The 23091-nt window shown below is 67.9% G+C and carries 18 protein-coding genes; 15 read left to right on the forward strand and 3 right to left on the reverse strand.

Going from position 1 to position 23091, the window contains the following annotated elements; translation table 11 throughout:
* Positions 1-1062 precede the first annotated feature (1062 nt).
* The 10 genes from BLU54_RS23055 (at position 1063) to BLU54_RS23555 (ending at position 10779) form a co-directional block, all read left to right on the forward strand.
* Entirely contained in the window at positions 1063-1371 is a 309-nt protein-coding gene (locus BLU54_RS23055) for a hypothetical protein (protein WP_139169384.1), read from the forward strand.
* A gap of 90 nt (positions 1372-1461) precedes the next feature.
* Positions 1462-2640, forward strand: a complete 1179-nt coding sequence (locus BLU54_RS01125) for a FliM/FliN family flagellar motor switch protein (RefSeq protein WP_170844968.1) — start codon at positions 1462-1464, stop codon at positions 2638-2640.
* On the forward strand, positions 2637-3452 hold the full coding sequence (locus tag BLU54_RS01130) for an EscR/YscR/HrcR family type III secretion system export apparatus protein (RefSeq protein WP_091903717.1): 816 nt from the start codon (positions 2637-2639) through the stop codon (positions 3450-3452). Before BLU54_RS01125 ends, BLU54_RS01130 begins: the two co-directional genes overlap by 4 nt.
* A 15-nt stretch (positions 3453-3467) precedes the next feature.
* Complete coding sequence (gene sctS, locus BLU54_RS01135; protein ID WP_091903719.1) at positions 3468-3722, forward strand: type III secretion system export apparatus subunit SctS; 255 nt, start codon at positions 3468-3470, stop codon at positions 3720-3722.
* Between the two features lie 40 nt (positions 3723-3762).
* Positions 3763-4515 carry a type III secretion system export apparatus subunit SctT gene (sctT, locus tag BLU54_RS01140; protein ID WP_091903721.1) on the forward strand — a complete coding sequence of 251 codons (753 nt, stop codon included), beginning with the start codon at positions 3763-3765 and terminating at the stop codon, positions 4513-4515.
* Positions 4516-4563: 48 nt separating this feature from the next.
* Entirely contained in the window at positions 4564-5724 is a 1161-nt protein-coding gene (locus BLU54_RS01145) for an EscU/YscU/HrcU family type III secretion system export apparatus switch protein (protein WP_091903723.1), read from the forward strand.
* 239 nt (positions 5725-5963) lie between these two features.
* Positions 5964-6788 (forward strand): SycD/LcrH family type III secretion system chaperone, encoded by an 825-nt coding sequence (locus BLU54_RS01150; protein ID WP_091903726.1) that lies wholly within the window; start codon positions 5964-5966, stop codon positions 6786-6788.
* A 20-nt stretch (positions 6789-6808) separates the two neighbouring features.
* Complete coding sequence (gene sctE / locus BLU54_RS01155; RefSeq protein WP_091903728.1) at positions 6809-8524, forward strand: type III secretion system translocon subunit SseC family protein; 1716 nt, start codon at positions 6809-6811, stop codon at positions 8522-8524.
* Positions 8525-8545: 21 nt separating this feature from the next.
* Positions 8546-9430, forward strand: a complete 885-nt coding sequence (locus tag BLU54_RS23550) for a hypothetical protein (RefSeq protein WP_170844969.1) — start codon at positions 8546-8548, stop codon at positions 9428-9430.
* Positions 9431-9705: 275 nt separating this feature from the next.
* Positions 9706-10779, forward strand: coding sequence for an IpaD/SipD/SspD family type III secretion system needle tip protein (locus BLU54_RS23555; RefSeq protein WP_170844970.1), 1074 nt, complete (start codon positions 9706-9708; stop codon positions 10777-10779).
* Between the two features lie 217 nt (positions 10780-10996).
* Here BLU54_RS23555 and panS read toward each other — a convergent pair whose 3' ends face one another.
* The gene (panS, locus tag BLU54_RS01175) at positions 10997-11968 is read right to left on the reverse strand and encodes a ketopantoate/pantoate/pantothenate transporter PanS (protein WP_091903736.1); all 972 of its coding nucleotides are present in this window, start codon (positions 11966-11968) and stop codon (positions 10997-10999) included.
* A gap of 332 nt (positions 11969-12300) precedes the next feature.
* On the opposite strand from panS, the gene BLU54_RS01180 reads away from it, so the two are divergent.
* Both BLU54_RS01180 and serA read left to right on the forward strand, forming a co-directional pair.
* Positions 12301-13233 (forward strand): tyrosine-type recombinase/integrase, encoded by a 933-nt coding sequence (locus BLU54_RS01180; protein ID WP_091903738.1) that lies wholly within the window; start codon positions 12301-12303, stop codon positions 13231-13233.
* Between the two features lie 330 nt (positions 13234-13563).
* Positions 13564-14775: a phosphoglycerate dehydrogenase gene (gene serA, locus BLU54_RS01185; RefSeq protein ID WP_091903740.1), complete on the forward strand. Its 1212-nt coding sequence runs from the start codon at positions 13564-13566 to the stop codon at positions 14773-14775.
* A 30-nt stretch (positions 14776-14805) separates the two neighbouring features.
* On the opposite strand, the gene BLU54_RS01190 is transcribed toward serA, so the two are convergent.
* A complete protein-coding gene (locus BLU54_RS01190) occupies positions 14806-16143 on the reverse strand; it encodes an MFS transporter (protein ID WP_170844971.1) in 1338 nt (445 codons plus the stop codon).
* Between the two features lie 1058 nt (positions 16144-17201).
* Here BLU54_RS01190 and BLU54_RS01195 point away from each other — a divergent pair.
* Together BLU54_RS01195 and BLU54_RS01200 are read left to right on the forward strand one after the other, a co-directional pair.
* Positions 17202-18032: a response regulator transcription factor gene (locus BLU54_RS01195; RefSeq protein ID WP_235837734.1), complete on the forward strand. Its 831-nt coding sequence runs from the start codon at positions 17202-17204 to the stop codon at positions 18030-18032.
* A 235-nt stretch (positions 18033-18267) separates the two neighbouring features.
* Positions 18268-20652: an ATP-binding protein gene (locus BLU54_RS01200; RefSeq protein ID WP_091903744.1), complete on the forward strand. Its 2385-nt coding sequence runs from the start codon at positions 18268-18270 to the stop codon at positions 20650-20652.
* Positions 20653-20784: 132 nt separating this feature from the next.
* On the opposite strand, the gene BLU54_RS01205 is transcribed toward BLU54_RS01200, so the two are convergent.
* Complete coding sequence (locus BLU54_RS01205) at positions 20785-21318, reverse strand: winged helix-turn-helix domain-containing protein (protein ID WP_091903746.1); 534 nt, start codon at positions 21316-21318, stop codon at positions 20785-20787.
* A gap of 867 nt (positions 21319-22185) precedes the next feature.
* Here BLU54_RS01205 and BLU54_RS01210 point away from each other — a divergent pair.
* On the forward strand, positions 22186-22740 hold the full coding sequence (locus BLU54_RS01210) for a cupin domain-containing protein (protein ID WP_211435278.1): 555 nt from the start codon (positions 22186-22188) through the stop codon (positions 22738-22740).
* Positions 22741-23091: the final 351 nt, after the last annotated feature.

Here is a 23091-nt window from a genome sequence, read left to right on the forward strand (position 1 = left end):
TCTGCATTGATGCGTATCGCCGAGGAGGCCCGCGCGCGCGCAGCGGAGACGGCGGCGGCAACGCCGGATTACCGTGCCTGGCTGTCGTATTGCGTAGGGCGGGCCGCGGCGCGCGATCCGGTCGGTGACGCCGAAGACTGCCGACGCGGCGACGCGCAAGCGAGCGGGGATGCTGAGCGCGACGATGCGCAAGTCCCTGCCGCCGGCGGCTTGGGCGTCTCTGCTGGCCGCGCGCCGCGAGCGACGCAGGACTGGTCGGGCGCATCGTCGCGTGGGTCGGCGCACGAATCGGCGCACCGTGGCATGCCGGCCCGGGTGAATGGCAGCGCGCGGATGCGCAGCGAAGACGCGCCAGGCGGATTCGGGTTGTCGTCGACAAAGGCGAGCGCTCGCGAGCGGAGCGGAGCGCGTCGCGGTCTCGTGTCGGCGCATGCCATGCGCCGGTCGGCAGCGCGGCTGTCGCTTGCCGGCGAGCCGGCAGCAGGGCGAGATGTGACGACGCAACGGCAGGCCGCAGCAATCGCAGCTGCGGGCGAGGTCGGTTCGATGCACGCGCCGCGCGCCGGAGTGCAAACATCGCGGGCCAGCGCATCCGACGCCCTCGAAGACGACCGCGCACGCGGGCGCGCCGACGTCGAGCGTGCCGGCGGCGTGTCATGCAACGCGAGTGTTGCATGCGGTGACGCGTGTTCGGCGATTGCCGTGGTACCGAGCGATGCACGGGCAGCGTCGACGCATCACACGCGTGGTAGCGACCATGCTCGGTCTTGCTTAGACGACAGCAACGCGCGCGACCTGCATCAAGCAGATCGCTGGGCCGGCATGGTTACGTTCAATGACAATCGCGGAGCGCCTCCCACTCAAAAGGGTGTCGCTAACCGTTTGGCCGGGAACGGGCCCACGCGCCGCGCGCTGTCCACCACGATGCGGCGCACGGTCGAGCATGCATGTCAAGGCGGTGGGCCAGGTGTGATTGCGTATCGCTTCGCGTCCTGGCCAGCGCATCCAACGGTCGCGCTGCATGTCCGGCGCGCAGCGCCGGCCGCAGGCGGTGCGAGGTTCGTGCTGTCGATTGCCGGCAGCGACGCGCACGTGACGGCCGCGCTGCAGGCCCATGCCAGTGCGTTGCCCGACACTTATCGGCTCGAACCGGCGAGCGGCTTGGCAGGCAATACGCGTCAACTGGCCGGCACGCGGCTGGCCTCGCTCGGCGATGCGCTCGACGGGGACGGTGGCGCCGGGGGACAGCAGTCAGGATCGAGCGCCGAGGCTGCGGAAGAGACTGTCACGGACGACGGCCGTGGCGGTCGTTTCCGCCCGCGTGTCGGCAGATCCGTGCCGCGCGCAACAGTCAGTCGGCGGGCCGATTGAATGGACCGCACGCCGACCGACCACGCCCAGCGATGCGCGGCGCTGCCCGATGAACAGGCACCTCCGCCTGATGAGCCCGTGCCCGCACCGATGATTCATATCCCCTGTCTTGAATCACGTCTCGTTGCGGTCCGTCGCGACTGTGCGGCGTTGCGCCGACTGGGGCTGCAGGCCAGGCCCGCGCGGTTGCCAGATGGCCCGCATGTCGTCGTCGACGCGCGCACCGACCACGACGCGCATCGCGCTCGCGTCGCGTTGCCGCTCTGGTTGGCACACCACTTTCCGGGCCTGCCCGCGCTCGACTGGGCTGCCATCGACTCGGACGTGCTGGTTGCGCTGACGGTGTCGAAACCTGTCACGGCGGCCCTCTTGCCCGCACCTGCGGGCGGCTGGCGATCGGTGACGCCGCTGTGCGTTGAAGCGGTTGCCGACGGCGCGGCGTGGCAGCTTGCCGTCGCACACCGCAGCGGCCCGAGCGAGCCGCACGAGGTGTTCTTCGAGACCTTTCCCCGCGCGCCTACGGCGCGGCTCGACACGCGCGTGCCGGGTTGGATCGCGGGGCACCGCGTTCCGGTGCGCGTGGTGCTTGGACGCAGTGCGGTTCGCCCCAGGTTGCTGACACGCATGTCGATCGGCGACCTGCTTGTGATCGAGCGCGTCGATGCGCGGCTTGAGTGCGGCCCGGGCCCGGCTGCGCACGGCCTTTTTAGAGTGAAAGTGATGGAACGCAATATCGCACTGACCGAATCATGGGATGACGAAGCGCTGCCGGCAATGCCGCACGGTCAATGGGAAGAGGCGCCGAGGCCCCTTGCCGACGAAAGCCCTGCGGAAGCGATGGCGCGTGACGATTGCCACAGTGGCGACGGCTCGATGTGGGGTGGCTCGCCCGACCGTGCAGCGCATGGCGACGACGGGTGGCCAAGCGATCTCCCTCCCGGCGCAGACCGGCCGCCGCCTCGCAGTACGGCGTCGCACACCGCGGCCGCGGCGCCGGCCATCGTTCCAACCGCGCTCACCGCATCGACTCCTGCAATTCAGGACGTGCCCGTCCAGGCGACGTTCGTGCTCGATGAACTGACATTGTCGTTCGGCGAGCTGGCGCAGCTGGAGACGGGAGCCACCTTGCCGCTTCGGCAAGGCTGCCTGTCCCGCGTCGACATCCGCATTGACGGCACTCGGGTGGCCCACGGTCGCTTGGTGCGGTTGGAAGATGGCTTGGCCGTGGAGATCGACGCGTTGCATGTATCGTCGGGTGCTGGCGGATGACGGTTGATTCTCCGTTGTCGTTGATCGTTGCGGTGTCGCTCGCCACGCTGCTGCCGATCATCATCGCGTCGGGCACGTGTTTCCTGAAGATTTCCATCGTGCTGGTGATTGTGCGCAATGCCCTCGGCGTGCAGCAGGCTCCGAGCAATATGGTGTTGCACAGCGTGGCGCTGGCGCTCTCGCTTTTTGTGATGATGCCGATCGGGCAGCAAACCTACCGCTACTTGCAGACGCACACGATCGATCCGCGCGATGCCGCCGCGGTCGACGACTTCTTCACCGACGGACTCGGCGCCTACCGCGCGTTTCTGAAGCGGCAGGCCAGTCCAGACATGATCGCGTTTTTCGAGCGTGCGCAACGGGCGCGCTTGCGCATCGAGATGCGCGACGGCCGATGGTCAGGGGGGGCGCCGCGGGATGGAGAGGTCGGTGGCGACGGCGAGGGAGATCGCGAGGAAAATCGCGAAGAAAGTGGCGAAGAAAGCGGCAATGGCGACGCGCGCGGCAGCGAGGCGCGCGCCGACGCGTATGGGTCCGCGTCGCACGCGGGCGAGCCGTCGCTGTTTGCGCTGCTGCCCGCCTACGCCTTGTCGGAAATCAAGGACGCGTTCCGCATCGGATTTCTGATCTACCTGCCTTTCGTCGTCGTCGACATGGTGGTATCGAGTGTGCTTCTTGCGCTCGGCATGATGATGATGAGTCCGATCGCGATTGCGATACCGATCAAGTTGGCCCTGTTTGTCGCGGTCGACGGTTGGTCGCTGCTGGGCCGGGGGCTGATCGAACCCTATCTGGCGCTGCCGCCGGCTTGAGCGGGGCGCGGTGCAATGGAAGAACTCATCTACGGCAGCAACAAGGCGTTGCTGATCGCGTTGCTGCTCGCCGCGCTGCCGGTCGGCGTGGCGACGCTGGTCGGTCTGCTGGTCGGCATCGTCCAGACCATTACGCAACTGCAGGAAGCGTCGCTCCCGTTCGGTTTGAAAGTGATCGCCGTGATCGGCGTATTGCTCTTTTCCGCCGACTGGCTGTCGGCGCGCATGCTCGCCTTCGCGAACGAGATGTTCGCGCTGGCGCTGCGCTGATGCCGAGCGTCGGTAAAGCTCCCGCGCGCGACGCTTGCCGATGCTGACGCTGATCGACATGTTCTTCGCGCAGGCGGTCGCATTCAGCTACGCCGGCGCCCGCACCTTACCCGTGTTCATGCTGCTTCCGTGCCTGGGCGAGCGTATTCTGCCTGGCGTGACCGTGCGGGCCACGCTGGTCGTCTGGACCGCTGTCGGTCTTGGGGTAAGCGGCGATACGGCACTCCCGGACCTGCCGACTCTCGCTTTTTCACTGGGACGGGAGGCTGCCATTGGCTTGCTGCTGTCACTGCCGCTCTGCCTGCCGTTCTGGGTGGCGCAGGCGGTCGGCGAATTGCTGGACAATCAGCGCGGGGCGACCTTGGCGGAGTCGATCGACCCGGCCAGCGGGCACGAATCGTCGACGCTCGCGTCGTTTCTCGGCATGTTGTTTTCGGCGATTTTCTTCGCTGGTGATGGTTTGCACACGGTGGTACGCGCGCTGCAGCGCAGCTACGATGCCTGGCCGATCGGCGGCCTCGGTTCGGTCGGTACGGTGCTTGGCTTGTTGAGCACGCTACTCGCCGAGGGCATGCGTCTTGCTGCGCCGGCCATGCTCGTGATGTTGCTTGGCGACGCGATTCTCGGCATCTACAGCCGGTATTGCGCGCAGGTGAACGCGTTTTCGCTGTCGCTCTCGATCAAGAGCCTGCTGGCCTTTGCTGTGCTGCTGCTGTATCTCGGCGATACCGTGGGCCCTGGGCTGTGGACGCTATGGTTGCGCACCGGCACGGCGCTCATGTCAGCGCAATGAACATGCGGACCTCGTGTGTTGCCGCGCAACCGCCTGCCGGGAGCGGCGATGGCTGAGAAGACCGAGAAGGCGACGCCGCAGAAGTTGGCGCGTGCTGCCCGCAAGGGGCAGATGTTCGTCAGTCGCGACTTCGTTACCACGTGCGTGCTCGGTGCGGCGGCATTGGCGCTCCCGGCGGTCGGTATCGGTGTCCTGCGCGACGGGGTGCGCGCGGCGCTCGCGCTCGCGTTCGGCACCGCGGCGCTTGCGGCGCCCGGGTCGGCCGCCGGACTGCGCCCGGCGCTGGAAGACGCCATGTCGTTGTGGCTGCGTTGTAGCGCGCCGTTGCTGCTGATCTGCTTCGTCGTGGGGGCGGTCGCGACGCTTGCACAGACGCGCTTGCGACTGGCGGTCGAGGCCATGCGTCCCGACCTTGCCGCGCTGCATCCGGCCCGGGGCTTCAAGCGCCTGTTCCGAGTCCGCACGCTGAAGGATGCGCTGAAGGCGGTCATCGTGATGCTGTCGTTCGGCTGTGCCACCACCGCCTTTGTACGCCTTGCCGGCCGACGCCTGTTCGCGCTGCCGTCGTCGGCGCTCGATCTCTCCTCCTGGGCAGGATTGACGCAGGATCTGGTGTTGCTGTTGCTTGCAGCGATGCTACCGCTGCTCGTACTGGACGCCGCGATCGATCACCTGCTGTTCCATCGTCAGATGCGCATGGACAAGCACGAGGTCAAACAGGAGATCAAGCGCGACGAAGGCGATCCACACGTCAAATACCGTCGGCGCGATCTGCGCGCGGAGTTGCTGGACGACGAGACCAAGGCCAGTGTGCGCGAGTCCGACGTGGTGCTCGCCAATCCGACGCACTTCGCGGTCGGCCTGTACGTGGATGAAACACTGCTGTTCTGGCCGATGGTGTCGGTACGGGAGCGCAATGCGCGTGCGTTGGCGGTCATCGCCTACGCCGAGTCGGTCGGCGTGCCAGTGGTGCGTGACCCGCCGCTCGCTCGACGCGTCTATCGCACGGCGACGCGTTACTCGCTGGTGCACCCAGACCAACTCGAAGCGGTATTGCGCGTGTTGATCTGGCTTCGCGAGGTCGAGCTCGCGGCCAACGATCCCGGCTCCGGAGCGAGCGGAGCTGACGACGTTCGTTCGGCGCCGTACGACGGCGATCCAGCGGCCGGCGTGCGCGACGGCGCCGCGCAGCGCGGCACGTCCGCCTGAGGTGGCGCGGCGAGCGCATGCCGGTAATCGATATGCGCCGCGCACTCGCCCCGCGCTCGCCGCAAGTTGATGAACGCCACTCGCCACGAGAAGGCTGGTGTCGGGCGGAACGTGACAGCTTTTCGAGACCGCGCTCGATAGCATGAAACGGTCGCCCTCGCGCTGTCAGCGAGTGTCCCTCATGCCCGCCACCCGCCGTATGTTGCGCGCGTGCGTCGGCGGCTGTCTCAGGAGCCGAGATGAACCAACCTTCAGACGCCAAGCCGCCACCCGGCGAAACGGAACACGAGGCGCGTGCCGCGCTGATCGCTTCGCTAGGCGGCGACGCGGCGCGGCGGGCGATGAGCGGCCTGTCCGACGAGACGATGGAGGAGCTCTATGCGTTCGCTTACCGCTTCTACCAGGAACGGAAGCTGAGCGAAGCCGAGACCTTCTTCCGTTTCCTGCTGATGTATGACTTCGCCAATCCGGATTACCCGTTCGGGCTCGCAGCGGTCTATCAAGCGCGTCAGGAGTATGCAAAGGCGGTGGAGTTCTACGGCATCGCGTTCGCGCAGTCGCGCGACGACTATCGGGCGATGCTGCATGCCGGCCAGTGTTACCTGTCGATGGGACGCGTCGGTCGTGCTCGCCGGTGTTTCGAGTCAGTGGTGGCCGCCAGCACTCACCACGACGTCGTGACCTTGGCGCGGCACTACCTCGCTCATCTGCCGGCAGTTGCTGCCGGCGCTGAGCCGTCTTCGCCTGCGTCGTCCGACCCCGCTGCGACGGGCGCTGAAGGCGCCTTGCTTACCACGCCGCGCGACCACGCTAGCCAGATGCCGGACACCGCCGCGCCGCCCGGCTGGGCGCCCGGCGGCGCCGCGCGCGCCGACAGCCCTGCGCATGACGTAAGCGCCGCCGGCGGCGCGTGCGGGGAAACGGTCGCCGCCACGTTGCCCGCGACCGCGCTGCCCCTCGCGGCAAACGCGCGTGGCAGCGGCGCGCGCGCATCCAACAGCGATACGTGGGGCTTGGCCAAGGCAGCGATGGGGGCGGCGCGCGTGGTGGCGCGATCCGCCTGAACGGAAAGGGGAGAGACACGATGACGACAAGTGCAGGAATGGCTGGCTCGGCGGCAGGCGCTGCCGCGTGGCGCTTCGCGCCATGGGGCTCGGTGGGCGACGCATTGCCGGGCGCGATGAGTGCGCTGCTGGCCGCCTCGGGTGAGGGCGGAACGATCGTTGCGGACGAGGAGGCGCGCTCGACGCGGGCGAAGGTCGTGGCTGCGTTGCGCGGCGCAGCGCTGTCCGAAGGCGAGTGCCCGCCATGTGAAGGGGCGGCAAGCGCGCCGCGCGCCGTTGCCGGCGCTGCACTGGCGATGCCCCAGTTGCGGGCGCCACGCACGGGAGGCGCGCGAGCGTGCGGCGCGTCCGATCGCCTCGCTCCGGCCAGTGTGTTACACGCGCTGGCTCGCGGCGAGGAGGCCGACGGCGCGGTATGCCTGCAACGCCTCGACGCGCATCATGCGCTGACCGCTGCCATCGGCGCACGGGCGCGTGAAGCCGAGGCCTGCGTCGATGCGGTGCGCGATGCGGCCATGCGCTCGCTCGCCGCCATCCGGGAGGCGGGCGCGGGTGCCGTAGCCGCGCGCAGCGGTGAGCAAGCCTCGCTGCATCGGGCCTTGCTGGACGCGGTGGCCGCGGTCAATCGCGCGGTGCTGGGCTACCGGGAAAGTATTGCGCAAGCGGCGGCTGCCATGGTGGCGCCCGACCGCTTTCTGCTCGACGCGAGCGAGTCGCACGCCGCCGATTTGGTGTTGCTGATGGCGCAGTTGAGCACGCTGCTGCGTGACGCCGCGGTGGGGGATGAGCAGGCTCACGAACGGACCATCAAGGCGGTGCAGGAGTCGCGCGTGTTGCGCGCGCGTCGGCAGGCCGAGGACTATGCGCGGGAACTCGAAAAGGCGCGCGTTGCGGAGCGCACGATGGGAACGGTGTCGAAGATCGTCGGCATCGGCATGGCGATCTTCGGCTTCATCGGCGCGTTGTTCACGGGTGGCGCGTCGCTGGTGGTCGCCACCGCCGGTCTTGCGCTGACGGCGGCCGACACGATCCACGAGGCCGTGACGGGCAAGTCGTTCCTTGCCGAGGCGTTCGCGCCCGTGATGCGGCAGATCGGCAAGTGGGTCCAGCAAGCGGCAAAGGCCATTGCGCTCGAATGCGAGAAGCATGGCATGAGCACGGCCGCGGCCCAGGCGATCGGGCAACTGACCGCTTGCCTGGCGGCGATTGCGACCGTTGCGGCCATTGCCTACGGCGTGATGCGTGGCGCCGGCAGCAAGCTCGTCTCGCAAACGCTGATGCGGCTCGGGCGGCCGTTGCTGCGCGGACTGCAGGCAGCGGTCGGCAAAGCCGGCCTACGCCCGGTGCTGGCGCAATTGCGGACCTGCATGCGCCCGGTCGCGGACGCGTTCGCGCGGGCGCAGACGCGTCTGCTGCCGGCCACGGTGAATGAGGTGGCCACGTTCCAACGCAGTGTTGCACGCTGGCAGATTCGCGCGGAGACGCTAGGCGCAGCGACGTCCGGCGCAATGAGCATCGGTACCGGGTGCGTGGAGGCGCGTGTCGGGGAGAGCGAGAGCGCGATGATCCGGTCGCGCTATGAACTTGTCGAACACGGCGCATTCATCCGGCAGACCGCCAACGATGTCGGGCGGCGTGCCGCGCTGGCCGACAGTCTGGCCCGCCTGCTCAGTGACATGCTGGCGAACGACACGGCGGCCAAGCAGGCCATTGCGCGAAACTTTGCGCGCGTTTGAGGGTGTGAACAGGAGCCGAGGATGTTGAGCAATGTAAACCACAGTGCAGTCGACGCAGCGGCGCGCCGCGCTGTCTGGCTGATGAGTGAGATGGCTGGCGCAGGTCGTGCGCCCGGCAGCGACGCCGATGCGGCGCCGACGCAAGCCGCGTCCGGCGGGGCGCGGCAGCGGGACGTCGCCGTGCACACGGGGAGCGCAACGGCAGGCGCGGCGCGTGCCGCGCTTGCACCCGATGACGATGCCGTGGCGGCGCGCGCGACGGCATCGGCACGGCCGCGACTGCGCGAGCCGGCAGCGTCGCGAGCGCAGCAAGGCGCGGGCAGCGCCGATGGCGGCCGCTGTTTTCATGGCGTGCTCGGCGACCGTGCGATGGCAGAGCTTGCCATCCTGATGGCTAGCCTCGCCGCGCAGGCGCGCCGTGTCAATCACGAGTACGTTGCGCATGGTCTTGCGGCGCAGCGCCACGCGGCGGACGTCCAGGCCAGCAAGGCGGCCAGCGCGGGCTACGCGCAGCTTGGCGGCGGCCTGGCAGGCGGACTGGCGCTGATCGGCGGCGTATGGCGCAGCGGTTCGATCCGCAGCGGCGCTTACAAGCGTCCGTCGGATCTCGGTCGGGCGGACCCGATACTGCAGAAGCAGTTGGGCAGGGCAGACATGTGGAAAGCGACCGGCGAGGCCATCTCAGGCACCGCGCAAAACGGCGGCAGGACGGGCGCGGCGACGCTCGAAGGGGAGAAAGTCGTTGCGCAAAGCGAAGGGACTGTCGCGATGAACCTCACCAATGTCGAGAACGACACGATGTCGCGCAACCTGGGCGACATCCAACGCTGGCTGGATACGATGATGCAGTACCTGTCGGCTCGCCTGCAGACGAATGCCGCTCTCGCCGCGAACATGCGGGTCTGACCACCGCGGCGCACGATTCACCTAGCGCGGCACGACTGCGGGCTTCTCATGGCGCCTCGTCCTGGGGGGCCGAAATGCGGTCGGCTGTCGCGACGCTTGACGGGCGCTGCGCTGCGCGGCGCTGGCAACGCCCATGGCGCACGCGTGCGGTTCGCATGACCGCATGCGTGCCGTTCGCATGTCCGTCCACATGCCGCCGGGAAGCAACCCGGACCAGCTCGCCATCTTGGAGACCCAGCGCCGCAGTGCCGGCGCGTTGCATTGGAGGCAACTCAATGTCATATCGATACACAGTGCAGCCGGGCGTCGAACGTCCGACCGGTGGCGTGGCCGCAAACGAAGCGTTGCTGGCAGCCACGTCCACTGCTGTAGTACCCGACATCGTCGCGCCGCTCGTCGGCAGCGTCGGCAATGGCGACAGCCCGGCGCCTTTGCTTGCGGACGTCGGTACGCCGATGCAAGCCCATGCCGATGCCGCGATGCAGGCGCTGACGCGCTTGGCGGCCCAGCTTGGCGTGGCGCTGCCCGCGGTCTCGGCCGAGCGCGAAGGTGAGAGCAACCGCGCGAGCGACAGCGCCCTGACGTTGGCGAATGCAGCACTGCGTCGCTCGCTCGATCTGTTCACGGACGCGCCGCTGGCGGGGGGCACGGGTTCGATTGTCCGGCACGAGGTATCCGTGCGGCATCGCGCGAGCGCGCTGAGCGCCGCGATCGATGCGAGCCGGGTGGCGGCCGCGAACATCGATCCGCGCACGCTGGGCCAGAGCGACGAGCCGACGCCGTGGGAGCCGGCCAACGACCTGTCGCAGGTGATCGCCGACGCTCAGCAGAAAGCGGTCGGTCCCTATGGTGAGGTCGCGCGCAAGGTGATGCTCCTGCTCGCGCGATTGACTTCCGCGATGGACGAGGTGCGCAGAAAGCTGACATTTAAGGAGGGCGACGACAAATCGACCGTCACGTTTCCGCCAGGACTGGACGACCTCTTCAAGGACATTGCGTCGCCTGCGGGCGACTTTTTCGTGCCGCTCAAGCTGACCGGCGCGGAAAAGGCGACCTGGCAGGCGGAGCTCGGCGACCTGGCGAAAGTGGACAACGACGGGATTCGCATCAGCACTGATCTGGTCGAGAAGATACGCAAGTCGCTGCCTGCCGGCGGCACGAAGTCGATGGTTGAATACCAGGCGTGGTACACCGGCTTCACGAATTATCGGGATCTGTTGCAGATGAATGCGCAACGTGCAGCCGAAGGGTTTTCGCGGGCCGTCGGCAACTTCGATAATCTGGTGCGCGTGCTGAGTAACGCGCTGGCCAGCCTGACCGAGATGATGAAGACGCAGCTGGCCCGTTGACACGCGCCACGGAAGTCGGGCGCCATCGGCACTCCGCGACGCGGGCCCGTGCCCGCCCACCTCCGACCGCTAGCCATCAACCGCTACGCATCAACCGCTACGCATCAACCGCTACGCATCAACCGCTACGCATCAACCACTACGCATCAACCACTACGCATCAACCACTTACCATCAGCCACTTGCCATCAACCATTAGCCGTTCGCCAGCCGGGATTCAGCGCCGCGCGGCAAGCGCGTTATTACGCGGCGGGCGCGCGGCCCAGCGCGACGCCAGCAGCGACCCGCTCAGGTTGTGCCACACGGAGAAAATCGCGCCGGGTAGCGCGGCAAGCGGTCCGAAGTACAGCTTGCCGAGCGCCGCGGCGAGCCCGGAATTCTGCATGCCGACTTCGATCGCAATCGTGCGGCAGGTTGCCTCGTCGAAGCGCAGCAGCCGCGCGGACCAATAGCCGCCGGCCAGGCCCAGGCTGTTGTGCATGATGACGCCGACCAAGGCGAGCGGACCGGCGGCCAACAGGCTGTCGCGACTGCCCGCGACCACGGCGCCGATCAACAGTAGGATGGCGAGCACGGAGACCAGCGGCAGCACGTCGACCACCCGGTTCAAACGTTCGCCAAGCAGCGTGTGCACGACCACGCCACCGATCACCGGCGCGAGGACGATCTGTACCAGGCTGATGAGCATGCCTGCAACATCGACGGCGATCGACGCGTCGACGTAGAGGCGCGTCAACAGCGGGGTGGCCACCACGCCAACGAGCGTCGACAGCGCGCTGATCGTGACGGACAGCGCCACGTCGCCGCGTGCCAGGAAGATGATCACATTCGAAGCGGTGCCGCTGGCGACACTGCCGACCAGCACCATGCCCGCCGTCAGTTCGGCGGGCATGTGCAGCAGATGCGCCACCAGCCATGCGGCTGCCGGCATTACGAGATAGTGCAGTGCGACGCCGGCCAGTATCGGAGCCGGCCTGGCCAGCACACGCGCGAAGTCGGCTGGCGTCAAGGTGAGCCCCATGCCGAACATGACCAAGCCGAGCAGGCCGGCCAGGTGCGCCGAAGGCCAGGTGAAGGCGGTGGGCGTGACACAGGCGAGCGCCGCGACGGCCAGCGCCCACAGCGGGAACAGGCGGAGCAGGACGCGGATGACGCGGCTGCCGCCGGCGGATTGCGATGGATGCGACATGACGATGGGTTCGAGCGCGGTTGGACCGACAGCGGACGAGGGAAGCGGCGATCGGCGAAGGCTGCGCGACGGTGCGCTGCGGGATGGTAGCATCGGTGCCCGCCCGCGGGGCGTGCCGGCGCCTCCAAGTGGCGCAGACTCGCGTAGAATCGGATGGATCGAGCGAGCCGCGCCGCTTGCGCTGCTTCAGGTCCCGCCGGCGCGTTCGACATCGCCGCTGTTCGCTCCTTCTGTTTCCGTTTCGTTCCATTTCGTCTCTTTTCGTCCCATCCGTCTCTTTTCGTCCCATCCGTCTCTTTTCGTCCCATTTCGCTCGACCCCTGACGCGCCGCATGAATGCCGCTTCCTCACGCTGGTTGCATGATCCGGAGAACGCCTACGCCGATTGGCAGGAGCGTGAAGCCGTCGGCGCCGACCGCCGCCTTTTCTCCGCGCGCTCGATCGTTCAGCACCGCGCGATGTTTCGGCGCTTCCTGCGCTTCCTGATCGGGCGCGGCGTCAACCTTGCCAGCTTCGACGCCACGCATGTCGAAGCGTTCTTTGCGGAGTCGGAGCAGCGATTCCTGCCGGGCACCACGACGCGGCTTCGTTACCTGAAATTGCTCGACCGCCTGAGCCGGCAACTGATTGCCGACCAGGTTCGCCGTGAACATCCGGTGGCCGAGCTGCTGGCCGACGCGCACTGGCCGACCACCGAGCCGGTGCCGCTGTACATGCCGCCCGACGCGGACCTGCGGCTGCAGCAATGGGCGCAAGCCGATCCCGGCGACGATGCGGCGGCACGTCGCGACAAGGCCATCGTCGCGATGTTGCTCGCGACCGGTGTGACAGCCATCGAGTTCCGAACCGCCCGCACCGAAGACCTGCGCACCGACGGGCGGCCGCCCTACCTGCACGTTGGCGAGCACGGGCCGAGGCCGGCGCGCACCGTCGCGCTGGAAGCCTTCGCCATCCCGTTGCTGACCGACTGGCGCGCGCGCCGGCTGCGCGACGATCCGCCCAACGCATTGCTGTTCCCGGGCGACCGCGGCCCTGACGTGTCGGCCGCAGCGCTGTGCCGGATCGTTCGTCAGGCATTGCTCGACGTTGGCTTCAGCGCGCCGGACATGAGCCCGCGCGTGCTGCGCAACACATGGGGCAGGCGGCGTCTGCTGGCTGGCGACGATCATCAGAACGTCAGCCGTCTGATGGGCCTGACCAGCTCGCGCACGGTCGTTCGCCTGCAGCGCACGATCGACGGCGGCGTGGTGGACGCGCGCGACTGAGCGGGCCGTCGCATCGCCGTGCTGTCCGGAGCGCCCCAGCCGCCCGCCGTGGTTCGTCGTTGGTCGAAGCGGGCCTGGCGCACCGGTGCGCCGTGCAGGCGCTGCGGCAGCGGCGTCGACGGGCTCGGCCCGAGCCGCTGCCCCGTGCGGCTGCCCCGAGCCGCGTCCATGCCGAGGCCCGGCAGTCCAGGCCACTGCTCGCCCCCAAGATGACCTCGCGTGCGTGTTCCTACGCCCTGTTCGCGGTCGGGCTATTGGCCTGTGGCCAGCGCGGCCGCCGGCGTCGTGGCATAGTTGATCTTTCCGATCATTCGTACCCTAGCGCCTGCAATGACCCCCGTACTGCTCCTAGAAGGCATTCATCAGACGGCTTACGATCTGCTCAACCAGGCCGGTCTGGACGTGGAACGCCAGCCTTCCGCGCTCGAAGGCGATGCGCTCGCCGAGGCGATCGCGCGCACGCAGCTGCTGGGTATCCGCTCCGCGACGCACGTCGATGCGGAAGCCTTCAGTCATCAAAAGTCGCTGCTCGCCCTTGGCTGCTTCTGCATCGGCACCTCGCAAGTCGATCTGGACGCCGGAGCCCGCGCCGGCATCCCGGTGTTCAACGCGCCGTTCTCCAACACCCGCTCGGTGGCCGAACTGGTCATCGCCGAGGCGGTGCTTCTGTTGCGGCGGATCCCGGAGAAGACCGCGCTGGCGCATGCCGGTGTCTGGGCGAAGGGTGCGGCGGGTGCGTATGAAGCGCGGGGCAAGACCATCGCGGTCATCGGCTACGGCAACATCGGTTCCCAGGTCGGTGTGCTCGCGGAAGCGCTGGGCATGCGGGTCGTGTACTACGACGTGCAGCCGAAGTTGCCGCTGGGCGTGGCGCGCGGTGCGACGAGCCTGCGCGACGCGGTCGGGGAGGCAGACGTGATCACCCTGCACGTGCCTGCGACGCCGGCCACCACCGGGATGATCACGGCGGAAGTGTTGGCATACTGCAAGCGTGGCGCGATGCTGATCAACGCGTCGCGCGGCAAGGTCGTCGACATCGATGCGCTGAAGGCGGCGCTCGACGCCGGGCAGATCGGCGGCGCGGCGATCGACGTGTTCCCGGTCGAGCCCGGCAGCAACAGCCAGCCGTTCGAGAGCCCGCTGCGGGGCGCGAAGAATGTCATTCTGACGCCGCATATCGGCGGCAGCACGCAGGAAGCGCAGCAGAACATCGGCATCGAGGTCGCAGCCAAACTGTTGAATTTTCTGAAGACGGGCGCGACCACGGGCGCGGTGAACTTTCCGGAGATCAGCCCCGGCGCGATCACCGGTGCCGCGCGCCTGCTCAACGTGCATGGCAACGCGCCCGGCGCGCTGGCACGGCTGAACACCGCGCTGGCCGAAGACGGCGCGAACATCTGTGCGCAGCATCTGCAGACGCGCGGCGAACTCGGCTATGTGGTGACCGACCTCGACCGCCGGCCGTCCGAGGCGCTGCTGGCGCGACTCACTGGCGAGTCGGGTTTCATCCGCTCGCGCGTGATCCTGCCAGAGACGGTCTGAGCAGCCGCTCGGCAGCACGCCCTCACTGCCTCAGCGCTCCGCGCCGCCGCTGACGTTCGAGCAGCACTGCACGACGATCACGGTGGCGCAAACCAACAACACGTACAGCATCGGCGCATGCGGCGTGAACGGCGTCGCGCAGGCGATCAGCAAGGGCGTCGCCGCACCCGAGATCGCGTAGGCGACGTTGTAGCAGAACGATAGGCCGGTGAAGCGCACCTCGGCCGGAAAGGCGGCAACCAGGATCGATGGAATCGCGCCGGCCACCCCGACCAGCAGGCCGACGCAGGCGCTGAGCGCCAGCAGCGTTGCCTTGTCTGCGCCTTGCGCCGCGGTCTCCATCAACGTTGCATAGGATAGGGCGACTGCCCCGAGTCCAAGGCTGACGGTGCGGCGCGCGCCGTAGCGATCGATCAGCCCCCCAAAGATGACGCTGCCGACGACCAGTGCGACCAGCATCGTGGTGCTGATGCAAAGGGCGTCCTCTGCGTCCACGCCGAAACGACCGGTCAGGAAGGTCGGCGTCATCAGCACGATGACCAGCACGCAGGCGCTGATCGACCAGGTCAGTACCATGCAGCGCAGCACGGTCGCGCGCTGCGCGCGCATCAGCGTGCGCAGCGGTGCTTCGCTGGACAGCGCGCGTTCGTCGCGCAGCCGACAGAAGACCGGCGTTTCACGCAGCCAGCGGCGCAGGTAGGCCAGCACCAGGCCGAACACGCCGCCAATCACGAACGGTATGCGCCAACCGTAAGCCAGCATCGCGGACTCGCCCAGGTAGGCACCGAGCCCGGTGACGATCGCCGAGCTGAGCAGGAAACCGCTCATCAGGCCGCTCATCAAGACGCCGCATGCCAGGCCGATGCGGTCCTCGGGCAGATGCTCGGCAACGAACACCCACGCTCCCGGCACTTCGCCGCCGACGGCGGCCCCTTGCAGCAGGCGCATGGTCAGCAACAGAACCGGGGCGGTCACGCCGATCGTGGCGTAGGTGGGCAGCAGTCCGATCACCAGCGTGGGACCGGCCATCAGCGACACGCTCAACATGAACATGCGCTTGCGCCCGAGCAGATCGCCGAAATGCGCGACGATCAGGCCGCCGACCGGCCGCGCCAGATAGCCGGCTGCAAAGATGCCGAGCGTCTGTGCGTGACGCAGCCAGATCGGCGTCGTGGCTGGAAAGAAGTGTTCGCTGAGCACGTTGGCGAGAAACACGAAGACGACGAAGTCGTACAATTCCAGCGCGCCCCCCAGGGTCGACAGCGCAAGCATGCCGATCTCGCGAGAGCGCAGTCTGCGTGGCAGCGGCATGGCCCAGATCAGGGATGGACGTGTGCCGGAACAGTCCTGCCTTCTGCTCGGATTCATCACTTGGTCTCCTTTCTTGTATGACGCGGCCCATGGCTGGATGCGAGGGTTCGGCGTTTTCTTAAAAGGCCGGGTCGCGCCACGGCGGCGTGCCAGGATGAACGCCCCGGCCTCTGCATGCCCGCCTGGCCGCGGTGCCGTAGTGGTCGGCCAGCGAGGCGGCGCGCAGCGCCGCAGGCGCATGCCACGGCGCACGGTAGCCGTGGCGACATCGCTTGGCCGCACGCCTTCGCGCGAGGCGCCGGCCTCCGACGGCTGCACCACAGGTCGACGGGGGCGCGGCTTGGCCGTGCGGTCGCGAGCGCGTGGCGGCCCGATGCCGCGCAAGGCTGCAACAAGTGGCGGTGAAGCGCGATGCCGCCGGTGGCGGCGCGTGCGCGGTGCCTGCCCCGACGACTAACCCGAAGGCCGCACGCGTCAGTGCCTCCTCCGTGGCGACTAATCTTGCAGACGGGCCATGCAGACGGGCCATGGAGACGGGCCATGCAGACGGGGCATCCACACGGATCATGCGTACGGGTCGTGCACACGGGTCATGCACACGGGTCATGCACACGGGCCGTGCAGGCGGGTCGCCCGGGCGCGCTGACGCGGCGTCGGACTTCGTCCAAGTCGCGCCGAGGACCTGCAGGATCGACGAAGAACGACGGCAGGTGTCCGAAGAATATGTTGCAAAACGTTATATCGACCGCCGGGCGCAGGCGGTGTGCGGGCGAACGCCTCTCGATGGAAAGGTGGCGCGTGTTCGACTGCGATCAGATCGGAGATGCGACGGCGCCTGCGTCAATAGCGCGCGCCAAGTGCCGCATGCACGGTGCCTGAGTGCCAACTGTGACGAATCCAGAAGGGATGTCGGGCATACTGACTTACAATGACCGTGTCCGATTTCGCCCGCGTCGTCCGGCCGAGGGTACGTGGTCAGTTGTACGAGACGGCGTGACGGACCGCAGACGTGCGCCTCGCTGAGTCGCGTCGTGCAACGGGATCGACCATGGGCACGAGTTCGCGCGGCAGCGCCTGCTACTTTCCGTCAAGGTGGACAACAGGCAGAGAACGACTTGAGTCAAGCATTCCTATCGTCGGGCATTGAGCATTTCCGCATCGCACTCCTGGACGATCATGCAATCGTCCGCTACGGGCTGGCGAAGCGCTTCGAGGAGGACGGGCGCTTCGAGGTCGTCGGCAGTTACGGCGACAGTCGCAGCCTGCTGGAAGGACTGCGTACGACCCCAGCGGATGTCCTGCTGATAGACTACGCGCTCGGGCCGAACGAGATCGATGGCGTGACGCTGATTCGGGCGCTGCGCAGCCGGTTTCCGACCACCAAGCTGATCGTGCTGTCCGCGCTGAACGATCGCTCGATCGCGATGCTGGCCGAGCGGGCCGGCGCGCACGCCTTCCTTGGCAAGGAACTGGCGCCGGCCGAACTGGTGCGACGCGTCCGCTCGGTGATGCTCCGCAAGCGGAATGCGCCGGACACGACCCGCGTGCCGGCCCCGGCCAGCGGCGTCGAGGGCGCGCCCGGCGACGGCGACGCCGCGGGTCGGCAAGCGCCGCAAGCGGGGGCGCTCGCCTGCACTGCCTCGGACGACACGTGCGCATGGGTCAATGGCCCGTGTCCCGTGCTGCGGCGCGGAGAGGGCGAGGCAGTCGAGCAACGTCGGTTGCTGCAGGAGTGTCTGACGCCGCGCGAGGTCGAAGTATTGCGCTGCTTCTTCGAGGGCCTCACGGTGTCGGAAATCGGGGCCAAATTCCGGCGCAGCCCAAAGACCATCAGTGCGCAAAAGGCGTCTGCCTACCGCAAACTCGGCATCCGCTCCGACCGCGAGTTTTTCAAGGTGTGGGGCCTGGGCAGGCTCGACGGGGTGTTGGAGCAGGACGGAAATTGAAGCAGTCGAAGCACTTGCAGGTGCTCTGGCAGTGCACACGGGCGGGGCGATCGAATCCGCCTGGCTGGCCCGCCGGCCGTCGCTGCCAGCAGGTGCGCCGGTCATCGAGACCGGCGCGAGCATCTGCCGTGGCAGCATGGCGGCGCGGCGCGCAGCGTGGCCAAGCTGCGACGGTTGACGGCGGCGCCGGCCGGCCGCTTCTTGCCCGGCCACCCCGACGTTGCGCGAGGGCGCAATGAAGTCGTGGTTCGCGCCGGCCGCCCGCCTGTCTTCGTGGCTGCTCCTGGGCTTGCTCTCCGTCGCCTGGGCCGCGCCGGGATACCCGGCCGACGCCGTGTCGTTCACGCCTGAGGAACGCGCATGGATCGCCGCCCATCCGGTTGTGCGCGTCGCGGCGGACCCGGTGTGCAAGCCGGTCGTCTACGAGAAGAACGGCTACTACCATGGGCTTGCCGTCGAGTACCTGCGGCTGATCTCCCGCGAGACAGGCTTGCGCTTCACGTTTGCGCCGCCCGGCGCATGGCGGCACTCGGCAGACCTGTTGCGGCGCGACGAGATCGACATGCTGCCGGCCGAGTATCAGCACATGTTGCGCGCGGAAGTAGCATCGCAACTCACGTTCGTCGGCACCTACTTCGTCAGTTCGACCGTGATCGTCACGCAGGGCAACGCGCCGATGATGGTCGAAGCAGCCGATCTGGCCGGCAAGCGCGTTGCGATGAAGCGCGACGGTGCGCAGGCGACAGCGGTTGCGAAGCGTTACCCGTCGATCGAGATCGTCGACGCCGACGATACCGAAGATGCGCTGGAGGCGGTGATCTCGGGGCGCGCGGATGCCGCAATCGACAGCGACATCGCGGTCAGCCCGCTGCTGCGGCGGCGCTATGGCCGCTTCCTCAAGGTGTCCGGCGCGCTGTCAGGGATGACCTCCGACCTCTCGATCGGCGTGCGCCGCGACCTGCCGATCCTGCAGTCGATCGTGCGCAAGGCGTTGCGCGGCGTCAGCGCCGGCGAGGCGGACGTGATCACGCGCGAAGTGCTGGCTCGGGAGGACTACGGTGCGCCATCGCTGTCCGTGCTCGCGGCCTACTATGCGGAGGAAGCCGCAACGCTGGCCTTCTGCGTCTCGGTATTGATCTTCTTTTTCGTGCGGGCGCGGCGCGACCGTCGCGCCGCGATGGAAAGCGAGCGGCAGAAGGCCATGTTCCTCGCGGTGATGAGCCATGAGATCCGTTCGCCGCTGAATGGCATTCTCGCCTCCATCGAACTGCTGGACGACGCGCGCCTCGATCCGGAACAGGCGCGGCTCGCCCAGATCGCGATTTCGGCCGCGCAGGCGCTACAGGGCCTGCTGGACGACGCGCTGGACATTTCCCGGCTGGATGCGGGGCGGGCCGATCTTGCGCCGGTGCCAACGCCGCTGCGCGAGTTCGTTCGCGAAGTTGCCGTTCTGATCGAGTTCAAGGCGCAGGCGAAAGGCCTGGCATTCGTTGAAACGGTGGATGCACCCGACGACGTCGTGCCGTATCTCGACCAGCGCCGCGTCGGCCAGATCATGCGCAACCTGCTGTTCAACGCGGTCAAGTTCACGTCGCACGGACGTATCGCGCTGCGCGTGACGCTGACTGTCGGCCGGCAGCGCGCGTCGCGCGGCGAATTGTGGATCCGCGTCACCGACAGCGGCATCGGCATCCCGGAGAAGGAACGCGCACGGATTTTCGAGCCTTTCGTGCGGGGCTCGAACGCGGCCGCGGGCGGCGCCGGACTCGGCTTGGCGATCTGCAGGGAATTGGCGGCGCTGATGGGGGGCACGATCACGCTGAGCGAGCACGACGGACCGGGCGCATGCTTCGACGTGCGCCTGCCGGTCACGCTGGTGCTGGCCGATGCGGCGCCGGCGGCACACGAACCGCTATCCGAGCGCCCCGACCTGCGCAGCGCGCGCCAGGAAGCGCGCGTGCTGGTGGTCGAGGACCAGGAGGTCAATCGCTATGTGCTGGACCGCCAGTTGCGATCGCTGGGCTGCCGCGTGTTGCTGGCGCCGGACGGCGCGTCCGGCATCGCGCTGTTGGAGCGGGAAGCGCTCGACCTTGTGCTGCTGGACTACAACCTTCCGGACATGGCGGGCGATGCGGTGGCGAAGGCCAGACGTCGTTTCGAGGCCGAAACCGGCGCGCCGCGGCTGCCGATCATCGCATTGTCCGCGGGCGTGACGCATGCCCAGCAGGGCGTTTGCTTCGATGCGGGCATCGACGGCTTCGTGAAGAAGCCGGTGCGCCTGCACCAGCTTGCCGCATTGCTGGAATTGTGGTGTGAAGTTGCGGTGGCGCCGTTGACGCCGGAAACGAGTGCGGACGTCGTGCTCGACGTGGCGGCCGTGCTCAGGCAGGACGCGTTGGCGCTACTGGCCGCCTTCAGGGATCGCAATACCGAGCTGATGGCGCATTACGTGCATCGTCTGAAGGGCGCGGCCCTGACGCTGTCGCTGAACGACATCGCGACGCTCGCGAGCCGTCTGGAGCGGGATCTTCGTGCGGGCAAGCTCGCGCCCGACGCCGCGGCACGGCTCGCGACGCGAATCGACGAGCTGGTCGCCGCCGTGCAGCGCCTGGGCGAATAGCGTGCTGCCCGGCCGTGCCGGGAGCGAGGCGGGTCCAACGAGGTTTGGGCCGAGCCCAGACCTGTCAGCGTATGCAAGCGACGCCGCGACTGGCTTGCGGGTGCTCAGGCCTGCGTGGGTTCAGCGTTGTCGTCAGCGGACGTCGGGCCGTGCATCGACCCGGGCTTCGGCGCGAGCAGGCACGGCGGCTCTGGCGCCGCCGGAGGCCGCATGCTCGGCAGTCGGCGGATCGTCGCCTGGCGCGACCGGACCGCGGACGCCGTCGATCGCTGCAGCCGGGGGCGCCCCGGTCGAGTCGAGCGCATAGATCGGTACGCCGATGGTCAGGCCGAAACCGGGGATGGTACGGATCACCTCCCGCTGGAAGCCCGCGCATTCGAGCCGCTTGCGCAGTTGGCGGACCAATTGGTAGTAGCTGTCGTCGCTCACGACGACGCCGCGTCGCGTCCAGATGCGATCGATGATGTCATGTTTTCGCTTTGGACCGGTCAGGAGCGCGCGCAGCAACTCGAACTCCTTGGTCGTCAGAAAGCACGTGTTGCCCGTCTTCGAATGGGTCAGCACGGGCACGTCGCTTTTGAACAGGAAGTCGCCGAGTAGATGCGTGAGTTGCTGCGTCGCGTCGTCGACGGTCGCGCGCGACGGGTTCGAGGCTGTTGTATTCATCGTAATCCTGCGGACTGCTGAGGTTTGAGATGCTGACTACGGCGCGCCGCGGAGCGGACTGTAGCGGACTGGAAAGCAAGCGAGCGTCGCCACGAAAACAGCCGGTCGAATGACTCGCCCAAATTCATATTGCGTCGCTGTACTCCGGGGCGTGAATAGGCACAGGACTAAATCGCCGTGATTGCCGGTGTGGAAACACCCCCTTACCGGGCGGCCTGGTCCGGGTCGCGCCGGCATGACCGAAACGGGCGCTCCGCGTGGGCACGCGTGGCCGCTTACGAAAGGCGCGGAACTGGGCGCCACGACATCGAACTGGCCCGGATCGCGGTGGCTCGATGCGTCGCGGCGGCGCGCAACGAGTGGAAGCGGCCTGTTGGCCGGCGCGCCGTCGATCAAAGCCATTCCCTGACAGGTTGCCTTGCGGCTCATCGGCGTCTCAGCGCATGAGCCTATCGGCGTATCGGCGTATCGGCGTATCGGCGTATCGGCCTATCGACATGTGGGCCTCGCCGCATCTGGGCGTGTGAGCGCATGGGTGTGTAGCCGCAGCGGCGCACACGGTCGCGGCGGCCGACGACGACCGCGGTCGCAACGAGTCCCGGTGTGCATTGCATGGAGGTGATCCGCTCGGGAGCCTCGCGCCTCGGCGCTGGATCAACGCGCGTCATTGATCGATCGGCAATGGATCAGCAACCAATCAGCAACCACTCAGCAACGAATCAGCCGCCGTCGGACCAGCGTGCCGCTGCGCACTGCCTGAGGTGTGCGCGTCGCTTCGTGCCAGAAGGTCAAGCGGCGCCCGGATTTGCTGACGGCCGCGATGCTGTCCAATAAGGTAGGCATCCGAACTTTCAAGCGGGTACGCCGATGATTTGCAGAAAACGCTACGACGAACCATCCATGACGGTCGCGCGGGCTGGCGCCGCCGGCCTGCTGTGGCTGAGCTGTGTGCCGCTGGCTTGCCTGGGCGGCATCACGCCTGTCGCTGCCGCCGAGACTCCGACCGAGGCACCGGCCGAGGCACCGGCCGAGGCACCGGTCGGCGCGTCGCAGGTGGTGGTCGAGACCTTGTTGCAGACCACCGAATCCTGGGACAGGCGCCGCTACCGTCGCTATCCGGCCGGACAGCCGCAACTGTCGCTGCTGCGATACCGGATTCCTCCGCATACCGCATTGCCGTGGCATGCGCATCCGGTGCCAAACGTGGCGTATGTCGTGAAGGGCGTCCTGACCGTCGAGCGCCGCGCCGATGGAGCGACGCTGACCCTGGGTCCGGGCGCGGCGCTGCCGGAAATGGTCGATGGCGTGCATCGCGGCGTCAGCGGCAGCGAGCCGCTTGAGCTGTTGGTGTTCTACGCGGGCGCGAAGGGCGTGCCGTTGACGCAGCCTGTGATGGAGCCCGCGCCGTCGAAGAACGACTAGCGGGTGCGGTGGTTCGCCCGCTGCGCCGGTGCGCGCTGCCGCTGGCTGGCGCGGCGCCGCCGCGGCGCCGCGCTGGTCGCCACGCCCGCGTCGGGCCGAGCGGCGAGCGGGCACGGTGACTGAGGACGGCGACTGACGACGGTGAGTGAAGAAGGGGGGCGGCGCAACGCTGGCTGAATCGGGTGAGCGCGGGACCGCTGCGGAATTTCCTACGACCGCCGCCGTTGAAATTGTCCACCGGCGCATGGCAGCGAGGAGGTGGAGCCACGGGGCAGCGCGGGGAGGCAGAGCGGCGGGACAGAGGCGCGGGACAAAGGCACGGGACAAAGGCACGGGACAAAGGCACGGGAC

Origin of the sequence: Chitinasiproducens palmae (genome assembly GCF_900095735.1) — a bacterium.
Taxonomy (GTDB): Bacteria; Pseudomonadota; Gammaproteobacteria; order Burkholderiales; family Burkholderiaceae; genus Chitinasiproducens; species Chitinasiproducens palmae.